Origin of the sequence: Moraxella sp. VT-16-12 (assembly GCF_002224245.2) — a bacterium.
Lineage (GTDB): Bacteria > Pseudomonadota > Gammaproteobacteria > Pseudomonadales > Moraxellaceae > Moraxella.
The window spans coordinates 166,416-183,397 of sequence record NZ_NKHK02000003.1 but is presented as its reverse complement, the minus strand read 5'-3'; the positions used below and the strand labels follow the sequence as shown (position 1 = coordinate 183,397).

Genomic DNA, 16,982 nt, shown 5'->3' with positions numbered 1-16,982 from the left:
CCCTTAGTGCTTAACAACATCAATTGTTGCATCGGTAGGTATAACAACCTGCTCTTTTTGCTTTGCCTGTTCTAGCTCTTGCCCCAAGACTTCCAAATTGGTTTTGCTTTCTAGCAGTCGGCTCTCCAAGGTGCTGATTTCTTTGCGTAATTTGCGTAATTCCAGCTTGTTTTGTAGTACCTTAAACAAAAGCAATGCCAACAGCACCCCAATCAAAATGCCAAGTGCGGTTGTCAAAATCAACACCAAACCCAAATTGGTGGTTGGTGCTTGGGAAAACAGCAAATTTACTGCCACTTCACTATTATTTGCCAACACCAACGCCAACGAATACCCAAAAAATATGAGTAATAAAATCATTAAAAACAAAGACATATAAATACCTTACTGATTATTCACCAATTCACGCAACGCTTTACCTGGTTTAAAATAAGGCACAGCTTTTGCCCCCACTTCCACAATATCGCCCGTCTTTGGGTTGCGAGCTTTACGAGCTTGTCTGTGATGCAAACAAAAGCTACCAAAACCCCGCACTTCTATGCGGCCATCATGGCACAATACATTACCCATCAAACCCAAAATCTCACGCACCGACTCATCAACCAATCGCTCATCTAAATGTTGGCATTTGGTGGAGATGTTGTTGATTAAATCGGATTTTTTGATGATTGTTTGATTGACCTTTCGCATGATTTGCTCTTTTTAACAAAACTTAACTAATCTTAATGATAGCCTAAATTGACCAAAATGGGAAATATTTTTTTAGCTTTTGTGGTTTTTGGCAAGCTCGCTAACTTCCACCGCTTGTAACAAGCCCAGTTCAGGGTGCTGCTTACGTAATGCTTTGACCGCTTGTATTTGTTTAGGCGTGGTTTTGATGATGGCTTGGTAGCTTGCGATATAGCCACCTTTATCCACCGCTCGCCACAGTTTTTGATATTTTCTTCTTAATAAAAAGTTTTGAATGATTAAAAATAACATCAAACTTAGCATGATATGTTCATATTTCATCATCTTTCCTTGTGGTGTTTAAATTTAAATCAATACCTATCAAAGCGTATCGCATCATTGGCAAAACTTTGTACAGGTGGCTGATTTGCCAAATAAGGGGCGGATAAAGGGCGTTTTATGATAATTTTGCCATTTGGCATCAGTTGGTTTTGGGCGATTTTTAAAAACAAACATTCATCATCCATGCTGGGTGGACTGGCAAGTGTATGTAATATTTGCATATTTTTATTGACCTTGGCAGCATAACTGTCGCTTGGAAACATGGGGTCAAGATAAACCAACGCCACTTTTGGCAAAGTTGCCATAAATGATACATTTAAAAAATCATTGTGATGAATATCAATTCGGCTTAATAATTTTTGCCAATTAGGATTATCATTCATCATCTGATATTCACAAAATAACAGCAAAGCAATCATGGGATTTTGCTCAATCATCACAACGTTTGCCCCAGAACTTGCAATTATCAAACCATCATGACCAAAACCTGCCGTGCCATCTATCACACGCATCTGAGCATCTGGTTTGCACGCCTGCAAAATCAGCTCAGACTTTCGCCCCGCAGTTACGATACGTTTAGTCAAACTTTGCCAATTTAAATAAGATTTAACAATGCCGCCATTATCCACCTTAATTAACATGGGGATATTTTTGATGATGGCGATGATGGGTGTGGTTGGATGATTACGCACAAAAACACTGACAAATTTATCACTCAGCTTATTGAGCATATAAAATGATAAAGCCAAGTTTAGCCCTTGCTCATCATTAATCACTTGTAATTTATCAAAAATGGCTTGGTCGTTATCAGTACCGATAACAAACACCGTCATATTTTGCTGATGTAGCATACACACCATCAACCTGAAATTTGATAGCCAAACACAAAATACGCCAGCAGTACAATCACCCCTGTAACAATCCGCAAATAGGCAAAAATCATAAAGTCTTTTTTGGAAACCCACGCCACCATAAAGCGGATACACAATAGCGCCACAATAAACGACACCACCGTTCCCACGCCCAAAATCGCCCAATCTTGGGAAGTTTGCAAAGCGTCTTTTTTATCAAGCAAATCTAATAATGCTGCCCCCACAATCACAGGAATGCCCAAAAAAAATGAAAACTCAGTCGCTGCCTTACGAGACGCTCCAAACCACAACGCTCCGATGATGGTTGAACCAGAACGGCTTGTGCCGGGGATTAGAGCAAGGCATTGAGCCAGTCCGATTTTCAGTGCCATTTTAAAGTCAATGTGTTCGGCTTCTTGGGCTTTGATGGGGCGTGGGTGTTTTTCCACATACATAATCAGTATCGCCCCAATGATAAGCATGGTCGCCACCACCAAAGGGTGAAACAACACCCCTGTGATATAATCTTTCATGGTAAAACCCACCAACATGACAGGCACGGTGGCAATGATGAGTGCCACGCCAAGCCCGCGTGGATTTGCCATGCCGTCAGCCTTGCCTGTGATTAACCCCATAAATGCTGTCCACAGTCGCCCCCAATAATCATAAATAACCGCCAAAATCGCCCCCAACTGGATAAAGACAATGAATAAATCACGTTTATCTTTGTTCCAAAAATCCATCATGTCTGCTGATAAAATGAGATAACCCGTGCTAGAAATGGGTAAAAATTCAGCAATGCCTTCAACAATGCCCATGATGATGGCTTTAATCAATAATAAAATATCCATAAGGTCAGCTTTGAATTTGGTGTGATTTTTATTGGTTGGTCTGATGGGTGGGATTATTTTTGCCTTGCTCTGCAAGTGTTTTCCAAGCATTATGACGCAAATATACAGGCAAAGCGTGTTCGGCTGTTACCGCTTCACCTTTGATAAACAAAGGATAAGCAAGGCGTGCGATGTGCTGGGCGGTTGGTTGTACAACCATTTTTTGAGCATTTGTTTGCACCAAATCCACCCCATCACCCACAACCATGTCCGCTTGTACTACGCCGTCATAATCTAACAGATACTCATCTTTGCTAATCAGCGTGCCATTATCAATGATAAAATCGCCTGCATAAACTTGATTTTGACGTGCGTCCATTACCGCCGTGATGGTCATATTTTGTTCTTTTTGAGCGCTCTGCTCATACGCCATATATGCCAGTGTCATCAAGCTAGATACACCAACACAAGGTGAGTTGTTGGCAATTGACAATGCCTGTACAACCGCAGTATTGATACGAATGCCACTAAATGCCCCCGGTCCACGGTTAAACGCCCAAACACCCACATCAGATAAATTAATATTTGTCTCTTTCAAAGCATTATCTAGCATGGATAAGATAATCTCTGTCTGTCCACGTCCGCCTGCCACCGTCTTGGTATAAATCACATCATCGCCCTGCAAAATGGCGATGGAACATTGGTCAAAAACCGTATCAAAGGCAATCAAAATGGGGGAGTTTGTCATAGCGGTTAAATATCAAAATGGCTATCATAACATAAAGCCAAAATCAGATAAAGCATAATTTATCAGCAAAAACACCAATAAAAACACCGCCCAAAAGCGGTGTCATCTACCAAAATGTCATTAAAAACGCTTTTTAAACTTACCGCCCATCGCATGATTGGCGTTTTGCAGCTCATTCATCTTTTTGCGAATTTCATCTTCGCTCATGTTCAGATTAATGCTACTTGGGTCCAGCCCCATGGCATGTATGTCATTTGCCATTTTTGCAAAATCCTGCTTGCCATGCTGATTGTTGCCGCCAAACAACGGTCCACCACCGCCTGACATGCCCTTAGTCAAACCTTGTACTGCTTTCATCATCTTGGCAATACCGTCAGGACGGCTTATCATTTTCATCATTTTTGCCATCTGTTTGTGTTGTTTTAACAAAGCATTGACATCTTGAATTTGCTTGCCTGAACCAGCTGCGATACGGCGTTTACGGCTAGGTGTGATTTTATCAGGGTTTTGACGTTCAAAAGGTGTCATGGAGTGAATCAGTGCCTCCATCTCTTTGACACGCTCCTCTGGTTTGGCTTGTGCTAAGGCGTCTTGGATATTGGCTCCACTCATGCCCGGCATTTTATCCAAAAATCCTGCCATGCCCCCCATGTTTTTCATTTGTTGAAATTGATTTAATAAATCATCTAAATCAAACTCACCGCCCTTTTGGATTTTTTTTGCCATGCGTTCGGCTTGTTCACGGTCAATTTTATTTTCAACCTCTTCCACCAAACTTAGCACATCACCCATGCCCAAAATTCGCTGAGCAATACGTTCAGGGTGGAACATCTCAAGAGCTTCTAGCTTTTCACCACGCCCCAAAAACTTAATCGGTTTACCTGTAATGGCTCGCACCGATAATGCCGCCCCACCCCGAGCATCGCCATCAGTTTTGGTCAAAATCACACCCGTCAAAGGTAAAGCATCATTAAACGCTTTGGCAGTATTGGCAGCGTCCTGACCTGTCATGCTGTCCACCACAAACAAAGTCTCAGTAGGAGCAACCGCTTCTGTGAGCTGCTTAATCTCTGTCATCATCTCTTCATCAATGGCAAGGCGACCTGCGGTATCAATGATAAGAATGTCGGCAAATTTGATTTTAGCTTCTTCAATGGCACGTTTGGCAATGTCAATGGGGTTTTCACTGATGCTAGATGGCACAAACATCGCTCCGACTTGATTTGCCACAAATTCAAGTTGATTGATGGCAGCAGGTCGGTACACGTCTGCTGAGACAAGCATGACTTTTTTCTTTTGTTTTTCTTGTAAAAATTTGGCAAGCTTACCAGCAGTGGTGGTTTTACCCGCCCCTTGCAAACCTGCCAGCAAATAGACCACGGGTGGCTTACCTGTCATTTCTAAGGCTTGGTTTGCCGAACCCATCATCTCCGTGAGTTCATCATAAACAATTTTAACAAAAGCCTGACCAGGGGCAAGCTCTTTTAGCACTTCTTGACCAAGTGCCTGCTCTTTGACACGAGCCACAAAATCACGAGCCACACCCAATGCCACGTCAGCTTCCAAAAGTGCCATACGCACTTCACGCAAAGTATCTTTGATGTTATCTTCGGTCAATGTTGCTTGACCTGACAGTTTGTGCAACGTACCTGATAGGCGTTCAGTTAAGGTATCAAACATGAGTCTTCCAAAATCATTGATAAAAATTTGGGTTATTTTATGCTAATTTTAAAAATTATGCTATTATTATCGCATATTATTGTCTGCTTTATTTACCTTATGGTTGCATTTTTTGTACCAATTTGACCAACAAAGGGGCTTTTGTGTTTGTCTTATATTTATGTAGCATACTGATTTATGCAGGGGTAGGTTTACATCTGTATCATGCTTTGCTCAAAGAAAAATCCATCAAAAAAGCCCCCACACTTACCATGCTGACACTCGCCATCATCTTGCATGGTATGGTCTTAACACCCCAAATCATCACGCTTTATGGGTTAAATTTTAATATTTTTAACGCCCTAAGTTTGACAGGGATATTTTGTGCGATATTTTTTGTGCTGTTTAGTTTGTATCGTCCGATTTTAAGCTTGGGCGTACTTGCTGTGCCAACCGCCATCATTGGCATGAGTTTTGGACAATTTGGACAAGCCCCCTACCAACCACTCACCAACATGAATTTGGGCTTACAAAGCCATATTTTACTGTCTTTTGGGGCGTATTGCGTGTTGCTGATGGCGTTTGTACAAGCGGTTTTATTGAAACTGCAAATCCGAGAGCTTAAACGCAAAACTCGTCAGCGTTTTTGGGTGAGTAAATTACCAAACTTACAAAGCATGGAAAGTTTATTGTTTGATATGATTTTGATGGGTTTTGTGCTACTTAGTCTGGCACTTGGTTTGGGACTGATGGCAACTTATAATGTCCTAGAACAACACATCGCTCACAAGCTGTTTTTTAGTGCATTATCTTGGTTGGTATTCGGCGTGTTTATCATTGGGCATTATAAACAAGGCTGGCGGGGGAATCGTGCCGCCAACTTTACCATTTATGGTTTTATCCTGCTTGCGATGGGGTTTTTAGGCTCAAAAACTGTAATGGAATTAATATTATCCTAAGCCAATTAAATAAGCTTTTGCACACAAGCACTTAGTGTTTGCGTAACCGCCTTAGTAACAATCCGTGGACGTGCTGAACTGTCAATGACCGCCTGACCAATTTCATTCATGCTGACACTTTTTATCGCTTCATCTGCCACACAGCCACACACTTTATCTTCCAGTTTATTTTTTTGAACATCACTCATCAACAACGCCACCATTTGATAAGTTTTGTTGTCATTAAGTTCACTGCGACATTTTTTATCCACCGCTTCGGTAAATAACTGTGTGCTGACATCGCCCAAAAAATTACCATCTGTACTGGCACAACCCGTTAAAAACAAAGACGTCATCAATGCCATTGTTGCTAATTTTTGCATAAAATATCCCAGATTTTGATTAAATACTACTCATCTACAATACCGACAAACTCCGCTGACAAGACCTTAGCCAAATCATCAGGAGCGATTGCGATATCTAGCCCACGCCGACCGCCACTGACATACATGGTATCAAGTTGTTTGGCACGTTCATCAATGACCGTCTTTAAACGCTTTTTTTGAGCAATGGGGCTAATGCCACCCACAATATAGCCTGTGATACGCTCAGCATCGGCAGGATTTGCCATCACCAATTTTTTCACATTCACGGCAGTTGCCATCTTTTTTAGATTAAGTGTGTTTTGTACTGGCAAAATCGCTACAAAGCACTGTTTACCATCAGTAGTCAGTAAAGTTTTAAACACTTCATCAGCAGATAAGCCTAGCTTCTCACACGCTTCCAACCCAAAATTGGTGTTATTGGGGTCATGTTCATACTCATGAACACTATGGGCAATGTTTTGCTGTTTTAGCAGGCGAATGGCAGGGGTCATGGTTTGCTCTTGTCTTGGTTTTCGCTTGACATTGTGGCAATGTTTGGTTGTCTTGTGGTGCACGTTGCCATCGCACCTGTTACCACACCACTAATGGCTTTGGTGTCTATGCTGCCTTCTTTAAGAAAGCTTGATAATTTATCTTGGCTTAAATTTGCCTTTAATTCATCAGCCGTACAGCCACACAAATTTACTTTTTGCCCTTCTGTCAGTACCAAATTGGCAAAGGCTTCATTGTTTTGTAATTGATTTTCACACTCGGTTTGTACTGCATTAGCAAACATATTGACACCAATGTCAGTGATGTTTTCTACACCAAGATTTTTGGCGGTTTGCTGAATGTTTGGGTCGTTGCAAGCAGTTAAAATCAGTAAAGACACAACAAAGAATGACTTAATTTTCATCAGCTCACCTATTTAATTGGCATCAAAGGCTGCACCACATCAGCGTTTTGGGCACGATGACGCAAATAATGGTCAAGTAGGACAATTGCTAGCATGGCCTCAGCAATCGGCGTGGCTCGCACACCCACACAAGGGTCATGGCGACCTTTGGTGATGACCTCCACAGGCTCACCTTGTAGGTTAATGGTCTTGCCTTTGGTGGTGATACTGGCGGTTGGTTTTAGGGCGATTGCCACACGAATGGTTTGACCGCTACTAATCCCACCCAAAATCCCGCCTGCATGATTTGCCAAAAAACCATCAGGGGTCAGCTCGTCCTGTGCTTCATGACCAAACTGCTCCGCCACGGCAAAACCATCCCCAATCTCCACCGCCTTGACGGCATTGATACTCATCATTGCATGAGCAATATCAGCATCTAGCCTATCAAATACTGGCTCGCCCAAACCCACTGGCACATTTTCAGCAAAAATCTCGAGCTTCGCCCCACAACTGGTGCCTTGCTCTCGTAAAGAGGTGATGAGTTTTTCAAAACGGAGTATGGCGTTTTCATCACCACAAAAAAACGGATTTTGATTGACCAGCTCCCAATCTAATTTTTCCGCCTTTTCATTGCCGATTTGCGTTACATGACCACGAATGACGATACCGAGCCGCTCTTTTAAATACTTTTTGGCAATCGCCCCTGCCGCCACACGCATGGCAGTTTCACGAGCAGAAGAACGCCCACCGCCCCGATAATCGCGAAAGCCATATTTCATGGTATAAGTATAATCGGCGTGATTGGGGCGAAAGGTGCTGGCGATGTTGCCGTAATCTTTGGATTTTTGGTCGGTATTGCGAATGAGTAGCCCGATGGGTGTGCCTGTGGTTCGCCCTTCAAACACCCCAGAGATAATCTCCACCACATCATCTTCACGGCGTTGGGTAGCAAATTTAGACGTGCCGGGTTTGCGTCTGTCAAGTTCAATTTGCAAATCCGCTTCACAAAGTGGCAGATTGGGTGGCACACCATCCACAATCGCCATCAACCCCACACCATGCGATTCGCCACAGGTGGTTACTTTAAACAGTTGTCCTATTGTATTGCCTGCCATGATTGTCCTTTATGATTTAAATGCCAATGGAAACATCACCACTTGACGTACTTGACTGCCTTCATCGTGCTGTTTTTCATAAAAAGGCGTGCCTGCAAGCACCACTTCACCTTCATATTCATAAACGTTTGATTTAGGATTGTTAAATAAGAGTACGGTAACACCATTGGTCCTTGATTGTGCCAAAGTTTTGTTTTGGCCAAAATCAATGTCTTGGTCGCCCTTCAAGCCCATACCCGTATAAAGTAGCTTATCATCTTGCCAACGGTCTTGATAAACACTGTCTTTTTTATGAATTAAAATCAGCAGATTGTTTTTAAGGCTACGCCGCATACCGCCAGAATTAGAGACACCAAACTTTTCCATCAACTCAGCATTGGTAAAAATGGTGCCAATTTTGATAGAAGCCATTTCTATCATAACTCACCTTTTACCCGCACCACTTGTTTTTTAAACTCATCTCGATACTCCAAAAGCTCATCACAAGTCATGGCAAACACACCACTGCCGCCCTTTTCAAAATTCAGCCAGTCAAACTGTATCTGTGGATAGGCTTGACGAAGCGCCCATTCGCTCTCGCCCACTTCACATACCAAAAGTCCATCACGGGTCAGATAATCAGGAGCGTGATACAAAATCTGATGTACCAAATCCAGCCCATCTTGTCCTGCGGCCAAGGCATGCTCTGGCTCATGCAAAAACTCAGGGGGCAACTCCGCCATAATCGCTGCATCCACATAAGGCGGATTGGTAACAATCAGCTCGTACTGATTTTCAGCAGGTAATTTTTCAAACAAATCACTTTGTAATAAATTGACCTGATGGGCAAGCTCATGATGTTCCACATTGGTCCATGCCACTTCTAGGGCATCTTTATCAATATCAATGGCATCAACATTGGCATCTAAAAACTGTGCCGCCAACGCAATGGCGATACAGCCTGAGCCAGTACACAAATCCAAAATCCGCTCAGGGGGCGACAGTTGCATCTCTGGCAAACCATGAACAAAAAATTCGCTCTTTTTGCTGTCGTCCACATCAAAATAAGGATAAAATTTTTGGTTAATCAGCTCAGCTATCGGTGAACGTGGAATGAGTACTCGCTCATCCACGTAAAAAGGCATGTTGCAAAAATATGCCAAATTTATCAAATAACTCAAAGGCTTACGCTGAATGATACGTTCTGATAACAAGGTCAAAACTGCCTGTTTTTCACCATCAGTCAAACGACAATCCAAAATTTGCTCATCTGCTGACCAATCTAAGGATAAGGTATGTAGCACAATCGCTGCCGCTTCGGCAAACTCGTCCGTGGTACCTTGGGCAACCACCACATCATATTGACGCAGTTTGCTGACACAAAAACGGATAAAATCACGAATGGTGCGTAAATTTTGTCCTGCTTCGTCAAGCTCAGCGTACAGCTCATTCATCTGCGATTGACTTAATTTACCATCTTCTAAACACTCGTCTTGAAACTCATCGCTAAACTGGTGCGTATCTGACATGATATTCTCTAAATGACACAAAATAAAACTCCCATTATAAAGAAAAATATCCAATTTTTAAACCAATTTTTAAACCCCATCAGTTAATTTCATCAGCAAAAATGTTTTTAAGACAGAATATTGCTATAATAGTGCAGTTTGAACCCAAATAAGAGCATATTATGAACGATAAACTCCCTTTTTGTTTGCCCAATGACATCACGCCGCAGATTTTTTTGGCAGAATATTGGCAAAAAAAACCACTTTTAATTAAACAAGGTTTGCCTGCATTGGTGGGTATGTTTGAGCCAACAGACGTGCTAGATTTGGCAGTACAAGAAGGGGTATCAGCTCGGCTCATCACCCAAAAAGATGGTAATCCTAATGAGTGGACACTTAAAAACTCACCGCTTAGTGAACATGACCTGCAAAACACGCCAAAACTTTGGACGATTTTGGTACAAAACCTAGAAGCATGGTCGCCAGAGCTGGGGGAATTATGGCAAGCCTTTGATTTTATCCCTAAATGGCAACAAGATGACATCATGGTGTCGGTTGCTCCTGTGGGTGGCTCGGTGGGGGCTCATTATGATGAATATGACGTGTTTTTGGCACAAGGTTATGGGCAAAGACGCTGGCAACTGGGCAAAATGTGCGATGAAAACACGCCATTTGTGGAAGGTCAGCCCATTCGCTTGCTTGATGATATGGGCGAGCTGATTTTTGATGAAGTGCTAGAAGCAGGCGACGTGCTTTATGTGCCACCACGCCTTAGTCATCATGGTATTGCTCAAAATGACTGTTTGACCTTTTCTTTTGGTTTTCGTCGTCCCAATATGGTGCAGATTTTAGATGAAGTGGCGGACGTTGCCACAGGTGAGCAGTCGCTATTTTCGCCATTGACTCTGCCCCAAGCCCTACAAACCAATGCCTATGAGCTTAGCCATGAGAGCATTTTGGCAATCAAAAATAAGCTGATTGACTTACTCAACTCTGATAAAGGCAACACCATCATCACCCAAGCCATCAGCGAGCTGGTCAGCAAACGCCAATATGAGATGATTGCTTTTGAAGATGAGCTTAGTTCTGATGAGCTAAGCGAACGCCTACAAAATGGTGAATGCTTGATGATAAATCCTGCCAGTCGTTTTGTTTTGCAAGATGACAACTGGTACATCAATGGTGAAAACGTGTACTTTACTGATGATGAGCGTTTACTCATCACACGCTTTACCAATAATGATGCAATTTTGTTTGATGATTTGACTGATGACTTGTTGATGAGTGCTGCCACTTGGCTAAATGAACATTGGCTGATTTTAATTTAAATCAACTTGTAAAAATAAGGCGTGTTATCATGAGCATGATGACCACTTTATTAGTTCATGGCAAATAAAACATTCACAAATTTCTACTGTAATAATTGGGTAAATTTAGTTAAAATTTTGCTAAAAAAACTCACTGATTTAGTAAATTTGTTACCACCAAAGCCTGCTATAATACGCCATTAACTTTTAGGAAATCTCAATGAAACAATCAGAACATGGTATCAGTATGTTAAAAATCCTGCCGTGGATTATGGTGTTTGCCCTAGCAGGACTGTTGGCGTGGGTTGCCCAAGACCCTAAAAAAAATGGTGATGAATTACAAAGTTATCTACCCCAAGAATTACATGTCCGCACACCACCCAACGAAAACACCCAAGAACCTGCACAACAAATAGACAAAACTGACACATGGCAACCCATCATAGACACCCAACCAAAAATCAACCCTGACACGCCTGCTCCCATCAACTCCTATCACGATGCGGTGAGCCGTGCATCTGTGTCGGTGGTAAACATTTACACCACCCAAAAAGCATCAAGTATTTACGCCCATGACCCTGTGTTACAGCAGTTTTTTGAATACTATGGGCAAGGTCAAGAACACAGTGAAGGAACAAGCAGTCTTGGCTCTGGGGTGATTGTTTCCGAAGATGGCTATATCGTAACCAACGCCCACGTCATAGAGCGAGCTCACGAGATTGTCGTGGCATTGGCAGATGGCAGAAAAAGCAAGGCAACTGTGGTTGGCAGTGATACCGACAGTGATTTGGCAGTGATAAAAATCGCTTTGGATAATCTGACGCCCCTTGCCTTTCGTAAAGATGCCATTAATGTGGGCGATGTGGCACTTGCCATTGGCAACCCCTTTGGCGTGGGTCAAACCGTTACCCAAGGCATCATCTCTGCCACAGGACGTGCTGGGCTTGGCATTAGCACGTTTGAAGATTTTATCCAAACTGATGCCGCCATCAACCCCGGCAACTCTGGCGGTGCCTTGGTAGATGCCAACGGAGCTTTGGTAGGCATTAACACAGTCATTTATTCACGTTCTGGTGGCTCTATGGGCATTGGTTTTGCCATTCCCACCAGCATTGTTGAGCAGGTCATGAACAGCTTAATTACACATGGTAAAGTCAGTCGTGGTTGGCTAGGTGTCGGTCTTGCTCCCACACCGATTAACCCAACCGATTTAACCAAACATAACGGCGTTACCATTGCCAACGTCATGCCAAATGGTCCTGCTGATAATGCTGGCATTAAAGCAGGTGATGTCATCATCTCTATTGATGGTGTTCAGACCACCGACCCAAATACTTTAGTTGGCATTGTATCCAAAAAATCCCCCAACAGCACCTTAAACACCATGATTTTAAGAGACGGTGTAGAACAAACCCTGTCCATTACTGTGGGTGAACGCCCCACTCAGCAAACCGTCCAAGCCCCCACCCAAAGACAGCTCACCCCCCAAGAGTCTGAACGTCTCAACGAGCTACTTCGTCATCTGCAAGGACGCTAAACCAAAAAGGGCAAATTCGCCCTTTTTTAACATCTCATCATTTAGTCGCCAAAATAACTGGCAAAGCACACATTTGATTTGACATTTGGCAGAATATTGGCAGGTATAATTAGCAGACATAAGTTGCTTTTTTTCTTAAAATTTACTTCAAACCAATTGCACCAAACAACACCTTACAACCATTCATCTGATATTTTTGTCAAGTCGTGCTCACAAAGGCACTGAAAATGTTACAAAATATTACCTGATAATGCCAAATGCTCATAAAAATAGCCATTTGATACACTAGCCATCAAATATTTTTATGCTATAATCGCCATCAACAAACGCCTTTTCACACCATATAAAACACACCGATTTTATACAGCTGCTCTGACATAAAGGCGGTTTTGGCGTTTGTGTTAGTGTATTTTTGGTGGTACAATACCGCTCATTTTAGAGAACAAGTGTATATTATGGTTGATGATGTTCAAATCGCCCAAGTGCGAAAGTTTTTATTACTCTTGCAAGACACCATTTGTCATAGCCTAGAAGTTCAAGAAAGCCTAGGTGGCATAGATGGTGCCAGTCATGAAAAATTCATTGATGATGTTTGGGAACGTGCTGAAGGTGGTGGGGGTCGCTCATGCGTTTTGTCAGGCGGTCAAGTCATAGAAAAAGCAGGTGTGATGTTCAGTCATATCCATATGGACCAAATGCCAGCATCTGCCACCGCTCGCCACCCCGCTTTGGCAGGTCAAAAAGCCGAAGCCCTTGGCGTGTCTTTGGTTGTGCACCCCAAAAACCCCCACGTCCCTACCAGCCATGCCAATGTTAGGCTATTTGTTACCAAACCTACTGATGGCAGTGAGCCGATTTGGTGGTTTGGGGGTGGTTTTGATTTGACACCTTTTTATCCTGTTGTTGATGATTGTGTGCATTGGCATAAAGTCGCTCATGAACTGTGCCAAGCTTTTGATGATGATGTTTATCCCAAATTTAAAACATGGTGCGATGAGTATTTTTATCTTAAACATCGGGGCGAATGCCGTGGTGTGGGTGGTTTGTTTTTTGATGATGTCAATACTGACAGCATGGGGTGGGATTTTGATAAGTGCTTTGCATTCATCAAAGCGGTCGGACACGGCTACCTAAAAGCCATATTGCCCATTTTTGACAAAAGACGAAACACCCCTTACACTCCCCATGAACGTGCCTTTCAGCTTTATCGGCGTGGTCGCTATGTGGAGTATAATTTGGTGTATGACCGTGGTACCCTGTTTGGCTTACAATCCAATGGACGCACCGAATCCATCTTGGTGAGCATGCCCCCTTTGGCAAGCTGGGCTTATCGTTATGAGCCTGTGATAGGCAGTCGTGAGTTTGAGCTGACCGATTTTTATCTTAAACCCAAAGATTGGCTCAGTCTTGATAAGGAAAATTGAACAAATACCAAAAATCTGACATTTATTTGATAATTTGTGATTAAATGTAACGTTTAACAGTATTTGTGAAAAATTGATTGAGTGGCTTTGGTGGCTGTGTTATAGTTTAGCGATTTTTAGCCACCAAATAGGGAGCCATATGAACATCAAACACTTGATGGCTATTACTTTTATTGCCATGACACTTACTGCCTGCGGGGGAGACAAAGGGACAGACAGCCAATCTGACAGCGTAAAAGCTCGCCAAAATCTCATGCAAGATTGGCGTGGAGCGAACGACATCATGAAAGGTATGATGGAAAACCCCGCCACTTTTGATGCTGCCACCTTTAAAGAGCAAGCCAACTTCATCAACGACAGCAACCAAGCCATGTGGTCGCATTTTGCAGATGCCAACGCCAAAGGCAAATCCCAAGATGCTGTATGGACAGATGCCCAAGGTTTTGCTGACAAAAAAGATGCCTTTATGACCGCCAGTGCCAACTTAGCCGTACAAGCAGACACCGCCAAGACCGCCGCCGATGTAGAACAAGCATTCGGTGCAATGGCAGAAAATTGTGGCTCATGCCATAAGGCTTATAAACAGTAAGTTTAACCAAATAAAACACGGTGTCATGACCGTGTTTTATCAGCGTGTTTAAATTTATGCCTTTTTAATGCCAAGCACATCAAGCAGTGCCTGCGTACTAGATGACAAGGTCAAGGCAGGATTAATCACAATGCCCAAATGACGAGACAGCTCCACATCATCTTTCATGTCAATTTTTACCAAATCTTGGTTGATGAGTGTCTCTGGCAGTACCGACCAGCCCAGCCCCACCGAAACCAACATGCGAATAGACTCCAAAGGATTGGTATTCATCGTTGCGTATGGGTGCAGGCTATGTTTGGCAAATTCTGCCAAAGTAATTTGACTGGTAAAGGTATCAGCAGAAGGCAAAATGGCAGGACAACGAGCCAGTTTTAATAAACTAACATCTGACTCTTTTGCCAAAGGGCTAACCACACCTGTTACAAAATATAGTGGGTCAGACCACAAAGTATGATAAGACAATCGCCTATCAAAAGTTGGTGGCAAAGTCAAAAAGGCAAGTGATACCAAACCTTCTATCACCGCCTTATGAGCCGTCTCGCTGTCCATAAACTGCACTTCCAACTGTACCGCAGGATATGTCTGTATGAACTGTTTTAAGACAATGGGCAGATGATGTAATCCGATATGATGGCTGGTACCAATAATGAGCTTGCCTGTGGCGACTTCCTTAGAATACAGCAGATTTGCCTTACACGTTTCGTATTCTTCTAGCCATTTTTTGGCATAAGGCAACAGCTCATAAGCCGAACTGGTTGGCGTAATCCCTCGCCCCACCCCATCAAAAAGCTTGCTACCAAACTCATCTTCTAAACTTTTAATGCGTTTTGAGACGGCAGGCTGAGTTACACAGAGTTTTTCAGCAGCAGCCGAGATGCTCTTGGTCTGCATGACGGTCATAAAAGTAGCCAAATTAATCGTATTCATACATCGTTCATCATCAAAACTCATTATTTGTTCAATTTTAGCAAATTTTTTGTTATTATTTAACACTTTTTCTGAAAAAAATTGCTACAATGCCAACACAACATCGCCAAAATCCTGCACATTTTCCCACTTCTTCGCCCACGCCATCCGTGATTGAAAAACTGACGGTTGCTTTAATTGGTGTTTTTGCATTTTTACAAGTTTATTCAGTACAAGCCATTTTGCCTGTATTGATGAGCGACTTAAATGCCAGTGAAGTCAAAGCAGGTCTATCTGTTGGGGCAACGGTCATGGCAATTGCACTGATGTCGCCTTTTACAGGCATGCTTTCGGACGCTTTTGGTAGAAAACGCTTTATTGTCGGGTCGCTACTGCTTTTAGCCATACCTACCGCACTGATTGCCCTAAGTAGCTCCATAGACAGCTTAATCCTATGGCGGTTTTTGCAGGGGTTGGCAGTGCCAGGGATTACAGTGGTGCTGATTGCCTATATTGGTGAAGAATACAGCGACAATCTGGCAGTCATGATGAGCCTATATGTGATGGGAACGGTGCTTGGGGGATTTTTGGGGCGGTTTTTGGGCGGTCATTTACATGACTTAATCGGTTGGCGATGGGCGTATGGCGTGATGGCGATTTTGACCATTGTTGGTATGTTGTGGGTCATGAAAGGACTGCCAAACTCCAAAAACTTCACCAAAAGCAAAAACTTTCATGTTGCCTTTGCCACCTTATTATCCCACACAAAAAACCGCCACGTACTCAGTGCTTGCTTGCTTGGTGGTTGTGTTTTATTTAGCTTGGTGGGGTGTTTTACTTTTATTAATCTGCATTTGGCTCAAACACCATACCAACTATCAGCGTCCCAACTTGCCAATATTTTTGCCTTATATTTGGTCGGCATGGTCATTACACCTTTATCATCTCGGCTCATCACACGCTTTGGCATGACCAACACCATCATTGGGGCGGTATTATGCTCTATGATGGGGCTATTTTTGACCGCCACCACTCCTTTATGGCTCATCATCTTGGGCTTGACCATCATGTCATCAGGGGTATTTATTACCCAATCTGCCACCATCAGCTATATCGCCAGCCACGTCAAACAAGGTCGCTCATTAGCCTCAGGGTTGTATTATATGGGATACTATGGTGGGGGCAGCGTGGGGGCGTGGCTTTGTGGCATCGCTTATGCACAGGGACAATGGCATTACACGCTGATGACCATTGCTTTGGTACAAATTTTTGCCTTATTGATTGTGATACTGCTTATGAAAAAAGCCATTTGAT

Annotated in this window: 20 protein-coding genes; 6 read left to right on the top strand and 14 right to left on the bottom strand. The window is 43.0% G+C overall.

The features are described from left to right. Positions 1-3 precede the first annotated feature (3 nt). From CEW93_RS03955 to ffh, 7 genes are all read right to left on the bottom strand, one after another. Positions 4-375, bottom strand: a complete 372-nt coding sequence (locus tag CEW93_RS03955; protein ID WP_089539107.1) for a LapA family protein — start codon at positions 373-375, stop codon at positions 4-6. Between the two features lie 9 nt (positions 376-384). After that, positions 385-690: an HU family DNA-binding protein gene (locus CEW93_RS03950; RefSeq protein WP_089539108.1), complete on the bottom strand. Its 306-nt coding sequence runs from the start codon at positions 688-690 to the stop codon at positions 385-387. A gap of 72 nt (positions 691-762) precedes the next feature. Beyond that, a complete protein-coding gene (locus CEW93_RS03945; protein WP_089539109.1) occupies positions 763-1,011 on the bottom strand; it encodes a hypothetical protein in 249 nt (82 codons plus the stop codon). A 29-nt stretch (positions 1,012-1,040) separates the two neighbouring features. Beyond that, positions 1,041-1,862 (bottom strand): class I SAM-dependent methyltransferase, encoded by an 822-nt coding sequence (locus CEW93_RS03940; protein WP_186727884.1) that lies wholly within the window; start codon positions 1,860-1,862, stop codon positions 1,041-1,043. 8 nt (positions 1,863-1,870) lie between these two features. Next, a complete protein-coding gene (locus CEW93_RS03935) occupies positions 1,871-2,713 on the bottom strand; it encodes an undecaprenyl-diphosphate phosphatase (protein WP_089539111.1) in 843 nt (280 codons plus the stop codon). Positions 2,714-2,741: 28 nt separating this feature from the next. Continuing rightward, the gene (gene tsaB, locus CEW93_RS03930; protein ID WP_089539112.1) at positions 2,742-3,440 is read right to left on the bottom strand and encodes a tRNA (adenosine(37)-N6)-threonylcarbamoyltransferase complex dimerization subunit type 1 TsaB; all 699 of its coding nucleotides are present in this window, start codon (positions 3,438-3,440) and stop codon (positions 2,742-2,744) included. 120 nt (positions 3,441-3,560) lie between these two features. Next, positions 3,561-5,120, bottom strand: coding sequence for a signal recognition particle protein (gene ffh / locus CEW93_RS03925; RefSeq protein WP_089539113.1), 1,560 nt, complete (start codon positions 5,118-5,120; stop codon positions 3,561-3,563). Positions 5,121-5,263: 143 nt separating this feature from the next. Here ffh and CEW93_RS03920 point away from each other — a divergent pair, with 143 nt between their 5' ends. Continuing rightward, the gene (locus CEW93_RS03920; RefSeq protein ID WP_186727883.1) at positions 5,264-6,058 is read left to right on the top strand and encodes an inner membrane protein YpjD; all 795 of its coding nucleotides are present in this window, start codon (positions 5,264-5,266) and stop codon (positions 6,056-6,058) included. A gap of 5 nt (positions 6,059-6,063) precedes the next feature. On the opposite strand, the gene CEW93_RS03915 is transcribed toward CEW93_RS03920, so the two are convergent. From CEW93_RS03915 to prmB, 6 genes are read right to left on the bottom strand one after another with little or no spacing between them, the layout of a single operon-like run. After that, positions 6,064-6,420 (bottom strand): hypothetical protein, encoded by a 357-nt coding sequence (locus CEW93_RS03915; protein WP_089539114.1) that lies wholly within the window; start codon positions 6,418-6,420, stop codon positions 6,064-6,066. Positions 6,421-6,446: 26 nt separating this feature from the next. Continuing rightward, entirely contained in the window at positions 6,447-6,914 is a 468-nt protein-coding gene (ybaK, locus tag CEW93_RS03910) for a Cys-tRNA(Pro) deacylase (RefSeq protein ID WP_089539115.1), read from the bottom strand. Further along, positions 6,911-7,318, bottom strand: a complete 408-nt coding sequence (locus CEW93_RS03905; RefSeq protein WP_089539116.1) for a hypothetical protein — start codon at positions 7,316-7,318, stop codon at positions 6,911-6,913. The genes ybaK and CEW93_RS03905 overlap by 4 nt, the downstream gene beginning before the upstream one ends. 8 nt (positions 7,319-7,326) lie before the next feature. Beyond that, complete coding sequence (gene aroC, locus CEW93_RS03900) at positions 7,327-8,415, bottom strand: chorismate synthase (RefSeq protein ID WP_089539117.1); 1,089 nt, start codon at positions 8,413-8,415, stop codon at positions 7,327-7,329. 9 nt (positions 8,416-8,424) lie between these two features. Further along, positions 8,425-8,835, bottom strand: coding sequence for a hypothetical protein (locus CEW93_RS03895; protein WP_089539118.1), 411 nt, complete (start codon positions 8,833-8,835; stop codon positions 8,425-8,427). Next, positions 8,832-9,923, bottom strand: coding sequence for a 50S ribosomal protein L3 N(5)-glutamine methyltransferase (gene prmB, locus CEW93_RS03890; RefSeq protein WP_089539119.1), 1,092 nt, complete (start codon positions 9,921-9,923; stop codon positions 8,832-8,834). Before prmB ends, CEW93_RS03895 begins: the two co-directional genes overlap by 4 nt. Positions 9,924-10,084: 161 nt before the next feature. Here prmB and CEW93_RS03885 point away from each other — a divergent pair, with 161 nt between their 5' ends. The 4 genes from CEW93_RS03885 to CEW93_RS03870 all read left to right on the top strand — a co-directional run bounded on the left by CEW93_RS03885 (position 10,085) and on the right by CEW93_RS03870 (position 14,759). Then, positions 10,085-11,230: a cupin domain-containing protein gene (locus CEW93_RS03885; RefSeq protein WP_089539120.1), complete on the top strand. Its 1,146-nt coding sequence runs from the start codon at positions 10,085-10,087 to the stop codon at positions 11,228-11,230. A 199-nt stretch (positions 11,231-11,429) separates the two neighbouring features. Beyond that, positions 11,430-12,746: a S1C family serine protease gene (locus CEW93_RS03880; RefSeq protein ID WP_255503930.1), complete on the top strand. Its 1,317-nt coding sequence runs from the start codon at positions 11,430-11,432 to the stop codon at positions 12,744-12,746. Positions 12,747-13,201: 455 nt separating this feature from the next. Next, positions 13,202-14,170, top strand: coding sequence for an oxygen-dependent coproporphyrinogen oxidase (hemF, locus tag CEW93_RS03875; RefSeq protein WP_089539127.1), 969 nt, complete (start codon positions 13,202-13,204; stop codon positions 14,168-14,170). 139 nt (positions 14,171-14,309) lie between these two features. Next, a complete protein-coding gene (locus tag CEW93_RS03870) occupies positions 14,310-14,759 on the top strand; it encodes a cytochrome c (protein WP_089539121.1) in 450 nt (149 codons plus the stop codon). Between the two features lie 54 nt (positions 14,760-14,813). Here CEW93_RS03870 and CEW93_RS03865 read toward each other — a convergent pair whose 3' ends face one another. Then, positions 14,814-15,689 (bottom strand): LysR family transcriptional regulator, encoded by an 876-nt coding sequence (locus CEW93_RS03865; protein WP_089539128.1) that lies wholly within the window; start codon positions 15,687-15,689, stop codon positions 14,814-14,816. An 89-nt stretch (positions 15,690-15,778) separates the two neighbouring features. On the opposite strand from CEW93_RS03865, the gene CEW93_RS03860 reads away from it, so the two are divergent. Further along, positions 15,779-16,981, top strand: coding sequence for an MFS transporter (locus tag CEW93_RS03860; protein WP_146416636.1), 1,203 nt, complete (start codon positions 15,779-15,781; stop codon positions 16,979-16,981). The last annotated feature ends 1 nt before the right edge of the window (position 16,982 follow it).